Consider the following 17,040-nt stretch of genomic DNA (forward strand, 5'->3'; position numbering starts at 1 on the left):
AGTACTCGGGAGTAGGGCGAGAGGAAGCGCTACACCACCGCATTGGCCACCCACGCTGAGTGATCAATGCGGCGGCATAGCAACCGATTTGATACTGCTTACCGCGCAGTAGCACTCGTCCGCCGGGAGAAGCGAAATAAAACCATCCCTTGACCATCACTCACACGTCGAAGGTGGCTCGTTTGGCCTTCTTCGTCACTCTGGGTACGCGTGCCGCAAGAGATTCCGCCCCGCTGGATGAGGTCCAGCGGGGCGGAATGGACCAACAGCGGCCTGACGTACGGGAGCTCGGTCGGCCTCGGCGTCCGTCGTCCTCCGTGCCTGTTGCGCCCTCGGCTGGCAACCGGCCTCTCGGCCAGGGCTCGGCTGACGGTCGGTTGTTTCTCTGCTGACGGCCGGTCGTTCCTCTGTTGTCGCGACCAGCCTCATCCAGTAAGGTCACCCAACGTGAACACCGGACCGGCGCTACGCCACACACAGATCGGCTATCCGGTGGTGGGCTGATCGCACGGCGGGTGCGAACAGCGCACCCCCTCCCTCTCGCCCTCCCCCTCCCCCTCAGTTCGGCCAGTTCGGCACGCGGACCTCCTCACGCTCGTGCATCGCGAGTCCCTTTTTCGTGTCGAGCTACAGCGAGGTCAGCCGAATGACAGTCACGTTCAACCACACCATCATCGCCGCCAAGGATCGCAACGAGTCGGCTCGGTTCTTCCGAGAGCTCTTCGAACTTCCGGAAGCACCGTCCTGGGGCCCGTTCACCAATATCCAGCTCAACGACGGCGTGCTGCTTCAATTTGCCGAACCGCCGGTGGAGATCCAGATGCAGCACTATGCGTTTCTGATCGACGACGAGCTGTTCGACCGGGCGTATCGGCGACTGTGTGACAGCGGCATCGAGCACTGGGCCGATCCGCAGATGCGACGCTCCGGCGAGATCAACAACGAGCATGGCGGCCGAGGCGTGTACTTCAAGGACCCAGCCGGTCACGCGATCGAGCTGATCACCCGCCCGTACCTGTAGCCGAGAGAGTCCCCGAGCCTGAGTCCCTGAGCCTGAGTCCCTGGTCGGGCTCCCACACGTGGTGCCCGACCAGGTGCCGAAGGCGCCGTACGTACGGATGGACGGGCATAAGGGCCTAGCTAGCGCAGAAGGCCCTAGCTAGCTAGGCGAAGGCGAAGGCGAGGATGAGCAGCACGAGGAGAACGGCGAACGTCTCCCACCGGGCCGCACGCCTGAGCGTGTCCAGGGACCCGGGGCTCCCCGACCGCGAAGCGGGTGAGGGGTTGGGGGCGTCGCCGGACGTGTCGTCGCTCATGCCGTCATGCTAGCCACGTCGCATCCGGTGCTCACGGGCCCAGCGGCCCCAACCCATCCGCGTTTGACCCTGACCGTGCGTCAAGGTTGGAGCCTTGCCGCATGACGAACACCAGCACTTCCTCCCACAGCCATTCACCCAACAGCGCCTCCACCCACAGCACTTTCACCCACAGCACTTCCTCGGATCGGCTCGCTCCGCCGATCGGCGGGTTCCAGGAGATCGACGGCCGCCGCGTCTTCGTGCATCGGTCGGGCAGCGGCGGACCGGCCGTCGTGTTCCTGCCGGGCGCGAGCGCGATCGGCCTGGACTACTTCCTCATCCAGCAGAAGGTTTCGCAGTTCACCACCGCCGTGGTGTACGACCGTGGCGGCACCGGCTACAGCGACCCGCTCCCGCACCCGCTGCCGCGCACCGCCACCGCGGTCGCCACGGAACTGCACGAGCTGTTGCACGCCCAGAACATCCCCGGCCCGTACGTGCTCGTGCCGCACTCCCTCGGCGGCGCGTACGCGCACCGGTTCGCGCAGCTGTACCCGCAGGAGGTTGCCGGACTGGTCTGGCTGGACGCCTTCCATCGCGACTGGGACGACTTCCTGCCTCCCGAGGCGAGCCTGGCCGCGAGCGAACGGATGGCGCCTTCTCTGGAACAGCTCCGACAGGCACGTCCGGCCATACGCGAGATGGGCGCCGCGTTGCTCGCGGACTACCCGGAGCACATGCGGCATGCGCTGATCGATTACCACGTGAGTGACCGATGGATCGATGTCGGCTTCGCCGAGCGCGGCAACCTGGCCGTACTCGCCGACGAACTACGGCCTGGGCCGGACCTTCCCGACGTCCCGGTGATCGCGCTCACCGCGGAGGGCATCGACCCCGGCCAGCAGGCGCTGATGCCGGAGCAGACGTTGCGGGAGATGCACGAGGGCAAGAGGCGGCTGGACGCGTCCCTGGTGAACGCGGTCTCGCGCGGGGAGCAGCGCATCATCTCCGACGTCGGCCACAGCCAGCTCTGCTTCGAGCGCCCCGGCATCGTGGTCCAGGCGATCCGCGACGTCGTCGACTGGGCGGCTCCGACGAGTCAAACGGTTCCCCTCCCCCACGGCCTCCCCGTGGAGCGCGATGCGGGCCCCTTCGCCCCGCCTCGCGACCTCACCCGGCTGCGCGAGGCTCGTCCTGTCAGTCCCATGGTCTTCCCCGACGGTCACGAGGGCTGGATCGTCACCGGCTACGAGGCGGTCCGCCGGCTCATGGCCGACACCCGGTTCAGCTCCCGTCAGGACATCGGCATCATCCACGTGCCGTACGAGACCCCCGGCATGCCCGCCGCCACCGAACCGTCCCCGCAGACGCCGGGCCTGTTCATCGCCATGGACCCGCCGGACCACACCCGGCTGCGGCGCAGGCTCACCGGCGCCTTCACCGTCAAACGCATGAGGCAGCTCGAAGAGCGCATCATCGAGATCGTCGAGCAGCAACTGGACGAGCTGGCACGCCTCACCCCGCCGGTCGACCTGGTCAAGGAGTTCGCGCTGCCGGTGCCCTCGCTGGTGATCTGCGAGCTGCTCGGTGTCCCGTACGCGGACCGAGCGACCTTCCAGGTCAACTCCGCCAAGTTCCTGGAAAAGGACGTGGCGCTCGACGAAAAGATGGCCGCGTACGGCGGGATGACCACGTACCTGGCCGAACTGGTCACGCGTAAACGCACCGAACCCGGCGACGACATCCTGTCCGACCTGGCCCGCCATGACGACCTCACCATCGAGGAACTGACCGGCGCCGCCTTCCTGCTGCTGCTCGCGGGCCACGAGACCACCGCCAACATGCTGGCCCTGGGCACCTTCGCACTCCTGGAGCACCCCGAGCAGCTGGCCGAACTACGCGCACATCCGGATCTGCTCCCCGATGCCGTCGAGGAACTCATGCGCTACTTGTCCGTTGTCGACGTCCTCTATCGCTACGCCACGGAGGACATCGAACTCGGCGGTGAAACAATCGGCAAGGGATCGACGGTCGTTGTCTCCCTGCTGGCCGCCAACCACGACCCCCAGCGCTTCGACAACCCCGACACCCTGGACATCCACCGCAAGGCTCGCGGTCACCTGTCCTTCGGCCACGGCATTCACCAATGCCTCGGCCAGCAACTGGCCCGCATCGAGATGCGCGCCGGTTTCGACGGACTGCTGCGTCGCTTCCCGGCCCTCCAGCTCGCCATCCCCGCCGACGAGGTGAAACTCTGGACCGACATGCACATCTACGGCGTCCACGAACTCCCGGTCACCTGGACGGAAACCGCCCGGTAGATCCGTCGACGCCTAGAATCGGCCCAGCTTGCCCGGCCAGGTGCCGGACGGGCGACGTTTCCCAAGACCCGGCCGGCCACGTTTCCCAAGACCTGGCCGGCCACGTTTTCCAAGACCTGGCCGGCCACGTTTCCGAAGGCCCGCCCGGCCATGTTTCCCGAAGACCGGAGGAGAACGGTGCTCACGATCAGCCAGCTTGCGGCGACCGCCGGCGTGACCGTGCGCGCCGTTCGCCACTACCACCACGTCGGCCTGTTGCCCGAGCCCGAGCGCGATGCCTCCGGTTACCGCCGCTACAGCGCGCAAGCGGCGGTGGATCTCATCCGGATCAGGACCCTCGCCGATGCCGGGGTGCCGCTGGCCCGTATCGACGCGCTGCTGCATGCGCAGCCGGCCGAATTCGCCGCAGCTCTCACCGACATCGACGCCGAATTGCAGCGCAAGATCGACCAACTCACCGAGAGCCGCCGCCGGATCGCCGAACTCGACAGCGGCGAAAGGCTTGTCCTGCCCCCCGGGGTGGTCGCCAACCTGAACCGGATGCGCAGCCTCGGGGTCAGCGAACGGACGGTACGGCTCGAGCGGGACGTATGGATCCTGATGCAGGCGCTGGACCCGCACTCCATGCCGCAGGCGATACGGGACAAGACCGCCAGCTTCGACGACCCCAAGACGACCCGCCTGTATCTCCTCTGTGATCAATCAGTTGACTGGGATCCGCACGACCCACGCGTGGACCAGCTCATCGAGGAGCTGGACACCTTCGAGACCGAGCACGAACGCGACAGCAGCCAGCCGGGGAACATGGCGTTGATCTTCTCCCGGGTTACCGAGGCATCACCGGCGTGGCAACGGATCCTCGACGTGCTCTCCCACCGCGCCAAGCAGCGCCGAACCACCGGGCCCGCCGAGACCGGCAAACCCGCCAAGACCGGCAAGCCCGCCAAGACCGCCAAGCCCGCCAAGACCGTCAAGCCCGTCAAGACCGTCAAGCCCGCCAGCTGAAGCCGACGCCCTGTTCATGGAATGGAAGCCGGCCGATGTCACGGGTTCGTGAGGATGACGAGTTGCTGGGTCGCTCGGGTCATCGCGACATAGCGGTCGACCGCTCCTTCAATTCCTTCATTTCCTTCAATGCCCTCGCCGAACTCCTCCGGGTCGATGAGGACGACCAGGTCGAATTCCAGCCCCTTCGACAGCTCCGGAGTCAGCGACCGAACGCGGGACGTCGTCGTCGTACGGACACGGCGCGCCGTCGTCGGCCGGAAGGTGCCGTCTCCGACCTCACCCGCGCCGATGACGCAGGCGATCCCCTCGGCGTGGGTGGCAAGCCAGCCGTCCAGGATCGAGTCCAGGTCCGCAACGGATCCGTGGACGACGGGGATGCCGCCGCTGCGGATGGAGGTCGGCACGTTGGCGTCCGGGAGTGCGGCCCGGATGACCGGCTCGGCCTCCGCCATGACCTCCTCCGGCGTCCGGTAGTTGATGGTCAGGGAGGCCACGCCGATCCGGTCCAGCCCGATCCGCTGGAGCCGTTCCTGCCACGACTCGGTGAACCCGTGCCGGGCCTGGGCGCGGTCCCCGACGATGGTGAAACTCCGGGACGGGCAGCGCAGGAGCAGCATCTGCCACTCCGCGTCGGTCAGTTCCTGGGCCTCGTCCACGACGATGTGCGCGAACGGCCCGGCGAGCATGTCCGGTTCCACGGTGGGTATTTCGGCCTCGTTGACCAGACTGACCCGGGCGTCCTCGCCGCGCAGCATCGTCACCAGGCCTTCGCCGTCGTCACCGTCGGCGCCGGAGGCGGCCGCGGCCTGGATCAGGTTGTCGACGACCTGATCCATGTGCGCGCGCTGGGCGGCGAGGACGGCCGCGTGCCGGCGCTTGCGCCGGGCCGCCTCCGGGTCGCCGAGCCGCTGTCGTGCCGCGTCCAGGAGTGGCAGGTCGGACACCGTCCAGGCCTGGGGAGCCGCCTTGCGCTGTAGCTTGCGCACCTCGTCGGGGCTGAGCCAGGGGGCGCACAGCCGAAGGTAGGCGGGTACCGACCAGAGGTCTCCGACGAGGTCGGCCGCCTCGATCAGCGGCCACGCGCGGTGGAGGGTCGTGACCAGCTCCTCGTCCTGCCGCAGCGAACGCCGGAAGACCTCGGCCGGTATGTCGCCGCCGCCACCGCCGTCGTCGCTGCCGTCGCCGCTGCCGTCGCCGCCTGCCTTGTTCAGCAGGATGGCGGTCAGCTCCTCCCAGATCTGCTCGCGCGCCTCATTGTGCGGAGTACCGGGTTCCGGTGCCTCGAACGCCTCGGCCCAGTCGTCGGCGCTCAGCCAGATGTCGGACCAGTCGGTCGAGACCGTCATCCCCTCGGCGGGCGGCTCCTCGTAGAACCGGACGGCCTTCTCGATCGCCTTGACCATGTCCGCGGACGACTTCAGGCGGGCCACCTCCGGGTCCTCCTCGACCGCTGCGGTGGCTCCCTCGGCGACGAGGTCCCGCAGGACGCACGTCTGCACGCCCTCCTCGCCGAGGCTGGGCAGGACGTCGGCGACGTAGTCCAGGTAGGGACGGTGCGGGCCGACGAACAGTACGCCGCCGCTGCGGTGGTGGTCGTGGCGAAGGCGCGGGTCGGAGTAGAGGAGGTAGGCGGAACGGTGCAGGGCGACGACGGTCTTGCCGGTGCCGGGACCGCCGTCCACGACGAGTGCGCCACGGGAGCCCGCGCGGATGATGGCGTCCTGGTCGGCCTGGATGGTGCCGAGTACGTCACGCATCCGGGCCGACCGGCTGCCGCCCAGGCCGGCGATGAAGGCGGACTGGTCGTCGAGTGCGGCGTGCCCTTCGCAGCGACCGGTCAGCTCCTCTCCGACAAGACCGTCGAGGGCGAACACCTCGTCCCAGTAGTCGCTGATCCGGCCCCGTGTCCAGCGGTACCGGCGGCGGCTCCGCAGACCCATGGGGTGGGCATGGGTGGCGCCGAAGAACGGTTCGGCCGCGGGCGAGCGCCAGTCGACGAGGAGCCGACGGCCCGCACTGTCGGTGAGGCCGAGCCGTCCGACGTAGACGGGCTCGGGGTCGTCCTCGCCGACCATGCGTCCGAGACACAGGTCCAGGCCGAAGCGTCGCAGGGCGCGCAGGCGGGCGGTCAGCCGGTGGATCTCCGCGTCCCGGTCCATCGCCTGCCGGCCCATGCCACCGGGCGCCCTGCGCTCGGCTTCGAGGCGGTCGGAGAGTTCGGTGATCGCCTGGTCGAGGCTCTCCGCGATGGCGGCGAAGTGCTTCTCGTCGTCGGCGATCAGCGTCGGGGCGGCCTTGGGGGAAAGGTGGTCGGGAAGGTCAAACACGCTGGTGGTCAGCGGGTTCACGGTATGGGCTCCGATCTCGGGTCGCTCGCGACCGTGGCGTACGGCAGGACAAGACGTTCGTGGTTCATGCGGGCCGTTGGTTGTTCAAGTGGGCCGTTGGTTGTTCAGGCGGGCCGTTGGTTGTTCAAGCGGACTGCTCGTTGTTCACGTGGACCGCTCGTTGTTCATGCGGACCGCTCGTTGTTCACGCGGGCATCGGCGACTGTTGCGGCTTCTCCCGGGCGCAGCAGACGCACTTGGCGCAGCAGACTCACTTGGTGAATCTCCGATTTCCGTCGCTTCTGGCCCAGGGCGAGGATTCTGCGGCATGACGGGGGCCTTGCCGCAAGGCCCCCAGTGCGCTATATGTTGAGAGTGGCAAGGAGTGGCTGACCTCCTTGCCTTTTCTTTTTGCCACTGTGCGCCCACCTCCGCACAGCTGTTACAGGCCCGATGATGCGCCGCAATCTCCGGCTTCTAGGTTTCTGGTGCCGCTGGTGCCGCCGAAAGCCTCAGCGGTGACCGCTGACCGATACCGGGCTCCGGGAGTTCTTGGCCATGGGCCTCACCAGCAAGACCGTGTTGTTCCTTGCCGTCTTCGTGATGGTGGCGCTGTTCGCTCTGGCCGTCTGGCTGTGGCCGCGCTTGTCACGGCGGGGGTGGCGTGCCGCCGTCCGACGCGTGGGTCTGGTGCTCGCAGGTCAGCTCGCCATTCTCGCCGTGGGCGGCCTGACCGCCAACAACACGTTCGGCTTCTTCACCTCATGGTCCGACCTGGCGAGCGTCTTCCAGAGGAGTCAGGAGGACCCTCCCGCCGGCCGGGCCGCCGCGGGGCTGCGGGTCCTGGGGCACGAGAGCGTGAACGTCCCTGGAGGCTCGGTTCCCGAGAAGGGCGGGAGAATCGACAAAGTCGATGTGCGCGGGGCCGGATCGAAGATATCCAGCTCCGCTTACGTCTACCTTCCGCCGGAATACTTCCAACCGGAATTCAAGAACACCACGTTCCCCACGTCCATTGTCCTGACCGGCTACCCAGGAACCGCCGAAGCACTCATCAAGGGCCTGCGCTACCCGCAGACCGCCTGGAAGCTGGCGCGGCAGAAGAAGGCGCAGCCCATGATCCTGATCATGCTGCGCCCCTCCGTCACCGGGCAGTGGGACACCGAGTGCATGAATGTCCCCGGCGGTCCGCAGGCTGCGTCCTTCTTCGCCCGCGACCTGCCCAAGGAGATGCGCAACCACTACCGCATCGGCCGACAGCGCGAAAGCCTCGGCATCATCGGCAACTCGACCGGCGGCTTCTGTGCACTCAAGCTCGCCATGGAATACCCGCACGTCTTCTCCGCCGCGGGATCTCTGTCCGGCTACTTCAAACCCGCCACAGATCCCACCACCGGGGACCTCTACAAGGGCGACAAACAGCTGGAGCAGCGGAGCAACCTGCTATGGCGCCAGCAGCACGTGCCGGCACCGCCCACGTCTTTCCTCGTCACCACCAGCAAACAGGGCGAGCACAACTACCAGGACACGCTGAGATTCATCACGCAGACCAAATCCCCCTCCCGCGTCTCCTCCATCATCCTCGACCGCGGCGGTCACAACTTCAACACCTGGCGCCGCGAGATACCCGGCACCCTCTCGTGGATCAGCAGCCGCCTGCAATCCCCGAAACCGTGACCCTTTCACCAGGCCGCCTCCAACAGGGCACTTGGGGGCTAGGCACTTGGGTGCTCGGCACTCGACCACTCGGCGGCTGAGGGCCGTGGCGGGGCCGTCGACGCGTGTCCGTCGCCGTGCGGTTCCGTGAAGACCCGGGCAGTTGTACGTGATGCTCAGCGATCTGCACGAGGCGCAGGACGGCGGGGTGGCCACCGCGGTCACGATGCTGCCCAACCGGCCAGCCGCCGAAGTCCCCCGCGAACCCCAGGCCCTTGCCGAGCAGCCCGTTGCCGGAGCCGACCTCCCGGCGCCCGCATGTGCCGTCCCCACTGCCTCCGCCGGTTCCTTCCACAGCGCTTTCCTCAGCCCCTTCCCCAGGAGCGAGTACGACCCGCCCCTGAGCGCAGCACTGCTGCTGCCATGACACGGTGGGGTGCCATCGGGTGATCACGCACTCCCCCCACCCCCCACACCCCGAGGAATCCAATATGTCCGCAATGCCGTCTAGTCTGCAGGAGCGCCCCTTTGATGCTCCGGGACGGCCGTCCGACGCTCCCGGGCACCCTGGCTGCTCACCACGACCACTCCCTCCGTCTCCGCCGCCAGGTGCGCGTCGGCGCTCGGCTTCGGCGGTACGCCGTGTGCGCAGCGCATACCGCAGCCGGGCCGCCCCACGTCTGGGCCCGGCCGATCGGGACGTGCTCCAGCTGTACCTCCTGACCCGAATAAGTATCTGGATCACCGCCTACAGCGCTCGATGGCTGTTCCCTCCCGCCCCCGGCACCCATACCCCCGGACCGCTCCTCGCCCCCTTCGCGCACTGGGACTGGGACCACTTCCTCCACATAGCCCGCGACGGCTACTTCCCCGGAGGCGCGGGGCCCTGGCAGAGCGGCTGGGACAACCGTGAGGCGTTCTTCCCCGGCTTCCCGCTCCTGCTCCGCGCCGTCCACGTCCTCGTGCCGGACTGGACACTGGCCGGGCTGCTGATCTCCCTCGCCGCCGGAGCCGTCGCCGTGGTGGCCCTGGCGCGTATCACCCGCCTCCACCTGCCCGACACCGGCGCGGGGCGGCGCGCCGTGCTGTTCTTCCTGGTCTCCCCCTGCGCGATCTTCCTGGCCGTCGGATACACGGAAGCCCTCTTCCTCGCCTTCGCGCTGCCCGCCTGGCTCGCGGCCCGGCGCCACCACTGGCCCCTGGCCACCGCACTGGCCGCCCTGTCCACGGCGGTGCGCGTGAGCGGACTGTTCCTCGCCGCCGCGCTCGCCCTGCAGTTCCTGCTCTCCGCCCGTACGCGCCGGGACCTGCGCCCACTGCCCTGGCTGGCGCTGCCCGCCTTGCCGGCCCTCCTCTACAGCTGGTACCTGTACGCCCACACCGGCGACTGGATGGCCTGGAAACAGGCCCAGGAACGCGGCTGGTTCCGCACCTTCCACGCGCCCTGGGAGGCCTGGACGCACACCTGGCACAGCGCGTTCGGTCACACCCAGAGCACGGGATACGCCTTCATGTTCCAGGCCGAACTCGCCGCCATGCTCGTCGGCCTGCTCCTGCTCGGCCTCCTGGTACGTCAACGCCGCTGGCCCGAAGCCCTCTACATCGGCCTCAGCCTCTGCGCCCTGGGCACCTCGTACTGGTACATGTCCATCCCCCGCGCCACCCTCCTGTGGTGGCCACTGTGGATCGCCCTGGCCGCCCGGAGTCTGCGCACCCCGCGCTTCCACTCCGCCTACCTCTGCGTCGCCATCCCGCTGACCGCCGTCTTCACCGTCACCTACTTGTCGGGTCGCTGGGCCGGCTGACCAGAAAAGAGAAGAGAAGTAAAGAGTGAAGAGCGAAGAGAGGAGAGAGGAGAGAGGCGATACATCGGCAAGGCGACCGTGGCTCGGTTGCCCTGCGGCCGGTCAGTGCTCCGTCGGACCGGCCGGGTGCCAGGGTGCGTCGGGGCGGGTCGGCTGGGCGTCGGCGGCCAGCCGGAGTGCGTAGATCGCCCGGCCGCCCGCCGCGTCGGGGACCGGGCCGAGGTAGTGGTGCCCGGTCATGTGGCACCAGGCGGGCAGGTCCAGTGGGGCGGCCGGGTCGGTGGTGATGACGTACACGACCGTGCCCGCCGGTGCGCCGTCGATCCGCTTGCGGAGGCGGAGCAGGAGGCTGACGCAGAGCAGGCCGGTACCGTCGACGGTGAGGTCCGCCGCGGGTATCGGGGCGGCGGTCACCGGGGCCGGACCTGGGTGACGCGCCACAGGCGGCGGGGCAGGGCGCCTTCCTCGAAGGCGTGGACCTCGGCCGGCTCCCAGCCCTCGGCGAGGGTGTCGACCAGCGAGCGGGGGAAGAAGTGGACGGCGAAGCCGCCGTGTTCGTAGATGTCGTCGCCGTGGGCGGTGCCGGTGCGGTAATCGGCGTCGCCGGTATGCCGCACGGTGTAGACGAACGTGCCGCCGGGGCGCAGGACGCGGCGCACTTCGCCCACCAGGGTGTGGATCTCCGCGGTGGACAGGGCCATGCACAGCAGCATATGCGCGAAGACCGCGTCCGCGGAGGCGTCCGGCAGGGGCAGCGGCTCGCGCACGTCGTGCACCGTGGTGGTCACCCGGTCGGTCAGGTTCTGATCGCGGGCGGCGCGCCGCAGCTGTTCCAGGCCGACGGCGCTGAAGTCGAGGGCATGGACGGTGAAGCCCGCGCGGGCGAAGTACAGGGTGTCGCGGCCGTGTCCGGCCCCCAGTTCCAGGACGTCCTGCGCGCCGGCCGCGCGGAACACCTCGGCCGCGTGACGGGCGGGGGCGGAGGGCTCCCAGCCGTACATGGCGGGGTGGGTGGTGTAGGTGTGCTGCCAGTGGGTGTGCTGAATGCTGGTCATGTCTCTGTGCTGACTGCTGGTCAGGTCTTGTGAGTTCGGGTGGCCGGAGTTCGAGTGGTTGGGGTTCGGGTGGTCGGGGTTCGGGTGGTCGGTCATGGAGGCTCTCCCTCTCTTCTCCCTGGCGTCTTCTCCTTGGCCTTGTCACGATGGTTCACGATGGTGTGGTGATTGTGGTGGTCTCGCCTCCCAGGGAGGGTCCATGCGCGATCCGGCAATCGCCGCCGGTCACCCCGGTGAGCTGCGGCGGCGCCTCGGCGTGACCGATGCGGTGGTGATCGGCCTGGGTGCGATGATCGGCGCCGGGATCTTCGCCGCGCTCGCCCCGGCCGCTCGCGCCGCCGGCTCCGGGCTGCTGATCGGCCTGGCCCTGGCCGCGGTGGTGGCGTACTGCAATGCGACCTCCTCGGCGCGGCTGGCCGCCCGCTACCCGGCTTCGGGCGGCACCTACGTCTACGGCCGCGAGCGGCTGGGGGACTTCTGGGGGTACCTGGCCGGCTGGGGCTTCGTGGTCGGCAAGACGGCCTCCTGCGCGGCCATGGCGCTCACGGCCGGCTCGTATGTGTGGCCCGGGCAGGCGCATGTGGTGGCGGTCGCGGCCGTGGTGGCGCTGACCGCGGTCGACTACGCGGGGGTGCGGAAGTCCGCCTGGATGACGAGGGTGATCGTGGCCGTGGTCCTGGCGGTACTCGCGGCCGTGGTGATCGCCGCACTGGCCTCCGGCGCGTCGGACACCGCCCGGCTGGACGTCGGGAGCGACGCGACGCCCGGCGGCGTACTGCAAGCGGCGGGCCTGCTGTTCTTCGCCTTCGCCGGGTACGCGCGGATCGCCACCCTCGGCGAGGAGGTCCGCGACCCGACGCACACCATCCCCCGGGCCGTCCCGATCGCGCTGGGCATCACCCTCGTCGTCTACGCCGCCGTCGCGACGGCCGTCCTGACCGTGCTCGACGCGAAGGGGCTGGCCGATGCTGCCGCGCCGCTGTCGGAGGCGGTCCGGGCCGCCGGGGCCGGCTGGCTGGTGCCGGCCGTCCGGGCGGGTGCGGCGATGGCCGCACTCGGCTCGCTGCTCGCGCTGATCCTCGGCGTCTCCCGTACCACGCTGGCCATGGCCCGGGACCGGCATCTGCCGCATGCCCTGGCCGCCGTCCATCCGAGATTCGGGGTGCCCCACCGGGCCGAACTCGCCGTCGGTGCCGTGGTGGTGGCGCTCGCGGCAGCCGTGGACCTGCGGGGAGCGATCGGCTTCTCGTCGTTCGGAGTACTGGCCTACTACGCCATCGCCAACGCCTCCGCGTGGACACTCACCCCGGACGAGGGCCGCCCGCCGCGCATCGTCCCCGTACTCGGCCTGGCCGGCTGCCTGGTACTGGCCTGCGCACTGCCGCTCTCGTCGGTCGTCGCCGGTGCCGCGGTGCTCGCCGCCGGGGCCGCTTGGTACGGGGTGCGGCGGCTCGCGGCATCCGCGGGCCACGAGCCGTAGGCCACCCCGGCGAGCCAGGCGCGCCAGACGAGCCAGACGAGCCGGACGAGCCGGACGAGCCATGGAACCAGGCCACTCGGCCGGCGCGCGGGAACGTCAACTCGCCTTCCAACTCACCTTCAGTGCCTCCCTGTTCACCGGGTCGCCTATGGCACGCAAGGCGCGGTGGGCGGTGTCGCGGAGGTGGTTGAGGACGTCGGGGTCGGCGTCGAGCGTGTAGTCGGCGTCGAGGGCGGCGAGGGTGTGGACGATGTGGCGCAGGGCGTCGTCGGAGGCGTCGACGCGGCAGGTGTGCTCGCCGAGGGGGCGGATGCGGGTGGCCAGGGCGGGGGTGCGGGCGAGGACGTGTTCGGCGGGGGCGTGGACGGTGGCGATGGCGCGGTAGCGGGTGGGAGCTGCCGAGAGTCGGGTGGCGACGAAGGCTGCGGGGTCGTCACCGGGTACCGGGCGGGGCGGGACTCGTCGGCCGGTGGGGGTGGCGTGGCTGATGCGGTCGAGGCGGAAGAGGCGCCAGTCGTCCTTGTCGGTGTCGTGGGCGAGGAGGTACCAGAGGTTGCCCGAGACGACCAGGTGGCAGGGCTCCACGCGGCGCGCGGCAGAGCTGCCGTGGCGGGTGGTGTAGTCGAAGGTGAGGATCTCGTGGTCGCGGCAGGCGAGGGCGAGGGCGGCGAGGAGGCCCGGGTCGGTGCGGGGGCCGCGGTCCTCCCAGGCGATACCGGCCAGGGACGTCTGGAGGGCGGTGACCTGGGTGCGGAGGCGGCGGGGGAGGACCTGTTCGAGTTTGGCCAGGGCCCGTAGGGCGGTCTCTTCGATGCCGGCCAGACCGCCGGCGGCGGTGCGCAGGGCGACGGCGATGGCGACGGCCTCGTCATCGTCGAGGAGGAGGGGCGGCAGGTCGCTGCCCGGGGCGAGGCGGTAGCCGCCGGCGTGTCCGCGGGCGCTGTCGACGGGGTAGCCCAGCTCGCGAAGCCGGTCGATATCGCGGCGGACTGTGCGGACGGTCACGTCGAGCCGGTCGGCGAGGTCGGCGCCGGACCATTCCCGCCGGGTCTGCAGCAGGGACAGCAGCCGCAGCATCCGCACGGTCATATCGCTCGTCATGCACTCCACCTCACCTTCGTCGCCCTCGTCGCCCTCGTTGCCTTCGTTGCCCTCGTTGCCTTCGTTGCCCTCGTTGACCTCGTTGCCTTCGTTGCCCTTGTCGCCTTCGTTGTCCTTGTCGCCTTCGTTGCCTTCGTCGACCGGCTCGCCACGGATTTCGTCGCCCTGAATTCCGTCGCCATGAATTCCACTATGACGCAGTTAAAGGACACAGTCTGTCCTGAAGTCCCCGTACCGTGGACCCGTCCGAATGGATCAAAACGGAACGAATCGGGAGATTCTTTATGAAGATCGCAGTCCTCGGAACCGGTGGCGGCGGGCGCGCCCACGCCGCCAAGCTGGCGGAACTCGGCCACGAGGTGTTCGTCGGTACCCGCGACCCCCAGGCCACCCTGGCCCGTACCGAACCGGACATGATGGGCAACCCTCCGTACAAGGAGTTCCTCGCCGACCACCCGGGCCTCACCCTGCTGACCTTCGGCGAGGCCGCGGCCGCCGCCGATCTGGTCATCAACGGCATCGACGGCCACAACGCCCTCGCGACGCTGACCGCCATCGCCGACCAGCTCGCCGGCAAGACCCTGATCGACTACGCCGTGCCGTTCATCTACCAGCACGAGACCGAGCACCCCTGGCCCACGCCGTGGGGCGTCATGCCGAAGCTCGACCCGTGCGACACCGACAGCCTCGGGGAGCAGATCCAGCGCGCCCTGCCCCGGACCAAGGTCGTCAAGTCCTTCGTCACGCAGGAGCAGGACACCGTGGTCAACCCGCGGGCCATCGGTGGCGGCGACCACACCATGTTCGTCGCCGGCGAGCACGCCGACGCCAAGCAGCAGACCACCGACCTGCTCAAGTCCTACGGCTGGAGCGACATCCTCGACCTCGGCCCCCTGGTCTGCGCCCGCGGCATGGAGATGTACGCCCATATGCACTCCGCCATCGGCTTCGGACTCGGCCAGCAGTTCGGCGGCCACTTCGGCATCAAGGTCGTGCGCTGAAGCGGGCCATCGACGACAACGCCTGCCGACGACAACGCCTCGACAACGTCTGCCAACGACAACGTCCGAGCAACTCGCAACCCGCAACCCGCAACCGCAAAGCGGAGGAAGAGAGCCATGACCAGCACCCGCAGCCCCAAGCCCCTGGCCGGAAAGATCATGTGTCACGCCATGTGGGCCCGGAACGGCCGTGAACTCGCCGAGTTCTACGCCGCCGCTCTGGGCACCGAGGTCGCCCAGGCCTTCCCCGACGACCAGGGCAACGAGGTCGCCTTCGCCCTGTACGTCGGCAACGCGATGTACCTCTTCTACACGTCCGACGCCTTCACCGCCCCTGACTGGCCCAAGGACGATCTGCCCTTCCACATGGACTTCGTCTTCGACGACGTGCAGGCGGCGGAGGAACGGCTGCTGGAGCTGGGGGCCACCAAGCCGTCCCACCAGCCCGGCGGGAAGCACTGGACCGTGCTGCTCGACCCCTCCGGCCAGCCCTTCTGTATCCACGGCGCCCACTGACGCCGACCCCTGACACCGACACCAACCCTGACACCGACCCCTGACACCGACGCCGACGCCGGCACCGACCGCCTGAGAGGCACGCATGACCGCCCTGCCCCGCCCGGCCGCCCTGCCGCGCATCACCGCGGCCCAGCGCCGCGCCCGCCTCATGCAACGCCACCTCCTGGCGCCCGCCGTCCGCACCAGGGCGCCGGAGGCGGTGGCCGATGCCCTGGTCGGGCTGCACGCCACCGACCCCGCGACCGTCTTTCTCGCGGCCGCGGCCCGGATGCACGCGCCCACCGTCGCCGCCATCGACGCGGCCCTCTACAACCCCGCCGGCCCCGTCCCGGTGGGCCGCCCCGCCAACCCCCTCAAACCCGCCACACTCACCTACCCCCTCAAACCTGCCGAACTCACCTACCCCGGCAGACCCGCCGTCGGCACACCGGCGGGTGTCCCCGCCCTGGCACGTATCCGGTGCATGCGCCGCACCATGTTCGTCGTCCCCGCCCACCTCGCCCCGGCGGTCCACGCCGCGACCGCCGGCGCCCATACCCACCGCCATCGCCCCGAGGCCCTGGCCCGGCTCCGTGACGCCCTCGGCTGGGACGAGCACCGCTATACGGCCGTGGAGCAGGCCGTCCTGGAGGTGCTGTCCGGCGCGCGCGACGGGGTCACGGCCGCCGAACTGGCCGCCGCGATCCCCGACTTGCGCGAGCAGATCGTCACCTACCCCGGCAAACCGTACGAGTCGCGGCAACGCGCCAGCACGCCGGTGCTGGGAGTCCTCGCCGCCGAGGGACGCATCCGCCGGGCCCGCCCGGCCGGCTCCTGGACGTCCGCACAGTTCCGCTGGGCTCTCGCCCGGCCGCTTCCCGACGTACCCGCCGCCGCGGCGAAGACCACACTGGCCCGCCACTACCTCAAGGCGTTCGGCCCGGTCACCCAGGACGACCTGAAGTGGTGGACCGGCTGGACCGCCACCGACACCCGCAAGGCCCTCGCCGCCACCGGCGCCCAGGCCGTCGAACTCGACGAAGGCACCGGCTACCTCCTTCCCGAGGACCTTGAAGCCGCCGCTGCCTCCGTCAGCGAGAACACATCCGGCAGCGCATTCGGTAGCTCATCCGGTGCGGTGCTCCTGCCCGGCCTCGACCCCACCCCGATGGGCTGGCGGCACCGCGACTGGTACCTCGACCCCGGACACACCAAGGCGCTCTTCGACCGCAACGGCAACATAGGCCCCACGATCTGGTGGAACGGCCGGATCGTCGGCGCCTGGGCCCAGCGCCCGGACGCCACCCTCAACTGGCACCTCCTCACCGACCCCGGCCGCGCGGCCCGCGCCGCGATCGGCAAGGAGATCACCCGCCTGACCGCTTTCCTCGACGGCTCCCGCGTCACCCCCTGCTACCGCACCCCTCTGGAACGCCGCCTCGCCGCATGACACCCGGTACCAGGGCCTGTCCGATGAGTCAGCCAGTCCG

At 69.6% G+C, this 17,040-nt stretch carries 15 protein-coding genes and 1 pseudogene; 11 read left to right on the plus strand and 5 right to left on the minus strand.

Annotated features, from left to right (window positions below):
- Window positions 1-646: 646 nt before the first annotated feature.
- On the plus strand, window positions 647-1,021 hold the full coding sequence (locus tag ACFY12_RS13070; RefSeq protein WP_390715860.1) for a VOC family protein: 375 nt from the start codon (window positions 647-649) through the stop codon (window positions 1,019-1,021).
- Window positions 1,022-1,163: 142 nt separating this feature from the next.
- Here ACFY12_RS13070 and ACFY12_RS13075 read toward each other — a convergent pair whose 3' ends face one another.
- Window positions 1,164-1,316, minus strand: coding sequence for a hypothetical protein (locus ACFY12_RS13075; protein ID WP_390715861.1), 153 nt, complete (start codon window positions 1,314-1,316; stop codon window positions 1,164-1,166).
- Between the two features lie 101 nt (window positions 1,317-1,417).
- Between ACFY12_RS13075 and ACFY12_RS13080 the strand changes: the two are divergent.
- The 3 genes and pseudogenes from ACFY12_RS13080 to ACFY12_RS13090 all read left to right on the plus strand — a co-directional run.
- Window positions 1,418-1,900, plus strand: a pseudogene (locus tag ACFY12_RS13080) (alpha/beta fold hydrolase); the annotation flags it as partial.
- Window positions 1,901-2,428: 528 nt separating this feature from the next.
- Window positions 2,429-3,619, plus strand: a complete 1,191-nt coding sequence (locus ACFY12_RS13085; RefSeq protein ID WP_390716264.1) for a cytochrome P450 — start codon at window positions 2,429-2,431, stop codon at window positions 3,617-3,619.
- 177 nt (window positions 3,620-3,796) lie between these two features.
- A complete protein-coding gene (locus ACFY12_RS13090; RefSeq protein WP_390715862.1) occupies window positions 3,797-4,624 on the plus strand; it encodes a MerR family transcriptional regulator in 828 nt (275 codons plus the stop codon).
- A gap of 38 nt (window positions 4,625-4,662) precedes the next feature.
- On the opposite strand, the gene helR is transcribed toward ACFY12_RS13090, so the two are convergent.
- A complete protein-coding gene (gene helR / locus ACFY12_RS13095) occupies window positions 4,663-6,975 on the minus strand; it encodes an RNA polymerase recycling motor ATPase HelR (RefSeq protein WP_390715863.1) in 2,313 nt (770 codons plus the stop codon).
- A gap of 537 nt (window positions 6,976-7,512) precedes the next feature.
- Between helR and ACFY12_RS13100 the strand changes: the two genes are divergently transcribed.
- From ACFY12_RS13100 to ACFY12_RS13110, 3 genes are all read left to right on the plus strand, one after another.
- Window positions 7,513-8,631 carry an alpha/beta hydrolase gene (locus tag ACFY12_RS13100; RefSeq protein WP_390715864.1) on the plus strand — a complete coding sequence of 373 codons (1,119 nt, stop codon included), beginning with the start codon at window positions 7,513-7,515 and terminating at the stop codon, window positions 8,629-8,631.
- A 142-nt stretch (window positions 8,632-8,773) separates the two neighbouring features.
- Window positions 8,774-9,037 (plus strand): hypothetical protein, encoded by a 264-nt coding sequence (locus ACFY12_RS13105; protein ID WP_390715865.1) that lies wholly within the window; start codon window positions 8,774-8,776, stop codon window positions 9,035-9,037.
- Window positions 9,038-9,254: 217 nt separating this feature from the next.
- Window positions 9,255-10,415 carry a mannosyltransferase family protein gene (locus ACFY12_RS13110; RefSeq protein ID WP_390715866.1) on the plus strand — a complete coding sequence of 387 codons (1,161 nt, stop codon included), beginning with the start codon at window positions 9,255-9,257 and terminating at the stop codon, window positions 10,413-10,415.
- Between the two features lie 102 nt (window positions 10,416-10,517).
- On the opposite strand, the gene ACFY12_RS13115 is transcribed toward ACFY12_RS13110, so the two are convergent.
- Both ACFY12_RS13115 and ACFY12_RS13120 read right to left on the minus strand, forming a co-directional pair.
- The gene (locus ACFY12_RS13115) at window positions 10,518-10,829 is read right to left on the minus strand and encodes a sulfurtransferase TusA family protein (RefSeq protein WP_390715867.1); all 312 of its coding nucleotides are present in this window, start codon (window positions 10,827-10,829) and stop codon (window positions 10,518-10,520) included.
- The gene (locus ACFY12_RS13120) at window positions 10,826-11,470 is read right to left on the minus strand and encodes a class I SAM-dependent methyltransferase (protein ID WP_390716265.1); all 645 of its coding nucleotides are present in this window, start codon (window positions 11,468-11,470) and stop codon (window positions 10,826-10,828) included. The genes ACFY12_RS13115 and ACFY12_RS13120 overlap by 4 nt, the downstream gene beginning before the upstream one ends.
- A 199-nt stretch (window positions 11,471-11,669) precedes the next feature.
- Here ACFY12_RS13120 and ACFY12_RS13125 point away from each other — a divergent pair, with 199 nt between their 5' ends.
- Window positions 11,670-12,950, plus strand: coding sequence for an APC family permease (locus ACFY12_RS13125; RefSeq protein WP_390715868.1), 1,281 nt, complete (start codon window positions 11,670-11,672; stop codon window positions 12,948-12,950).
- A 96-nt stretch (window positions 12,951-13,046) separates the two neighbouring features.
- Here ACFY12_RS13125 and ACFY12_RS13130 read toward each other — a convergent pair whose 3' ends face one another.
- Complete coding sequence (locus tag ACFY12_RS13130) at window positions 13,047-14,051, minus strand: helix-turn-helix transcriptional regulator (protein ID WP_390715869.1); 1,005 nt, start codon at window positions 14,049-14,051, stop codon at window positions 13,047-13,049.
- A gap of 284 nt (window positions 14,052-14,335) precedes the next feature.
- Here ACFY12_RS13130 and ACFY12_RS13135 point away from each other — a divergent pair, with 284 nt between their 5' ends.
- The 3 genes from ACFY12_RS13135 to ACFY12_RS13145 all read left to right on the plus strand — a co-directional run bounded on the left by ACFY12_RS13135 (window position 14,336) and on the right by ACFY12_RS13145 (window position 17,000).
- The gene (locus ACFY12_RS13135; protein ID WP_390715870.1) at window positions 14,336-15,052 is read left to right on the plus strand and encodes an NADPH-dependent F420 reductase; all 717 of its coding nucleotides are present in this window, start codon (window positions 14,336-14,338) and stop codon (window positions 15,050-15,052) included.
- Between the two features lie 117 nt (window positions 15,053-15,169).
- On the plus strand, window positions 15,170-15,568 hold the full coding sequence (locus ACFY12_RS13140; protein ID WP_390715871.1) for a VOC family protein: 399 nt from the start codon (window positions 15,170-15,172) through the stop codon (window positions 15,566-15,568).
- Between the two features lie 85 nt (window positions 15,569-15,653).
- Window positions 15,654-17,000, plus strand: coding sequence for a winged helix DNA-binding domain-containing protein (locus tag ACFY12_RS13145; RefSeq protein ID WP_390715872.1), 1,347 nt, complete (start codon window positions 15,654-15,656; stop codon window positions 16,998-17,000).
- Window positions 17,001-17,040 lie beyond the last annotated feature (40 nt).

The sequence above is a fragment of the Streptomyces sp. NPDC001339 genome (assembly GCF_042895955.1).
Lineage (GTDB): Bacteria > Actinomycetota > Actinomycetes > Streptomycetales > Streptomycetaceae > Streptomyces.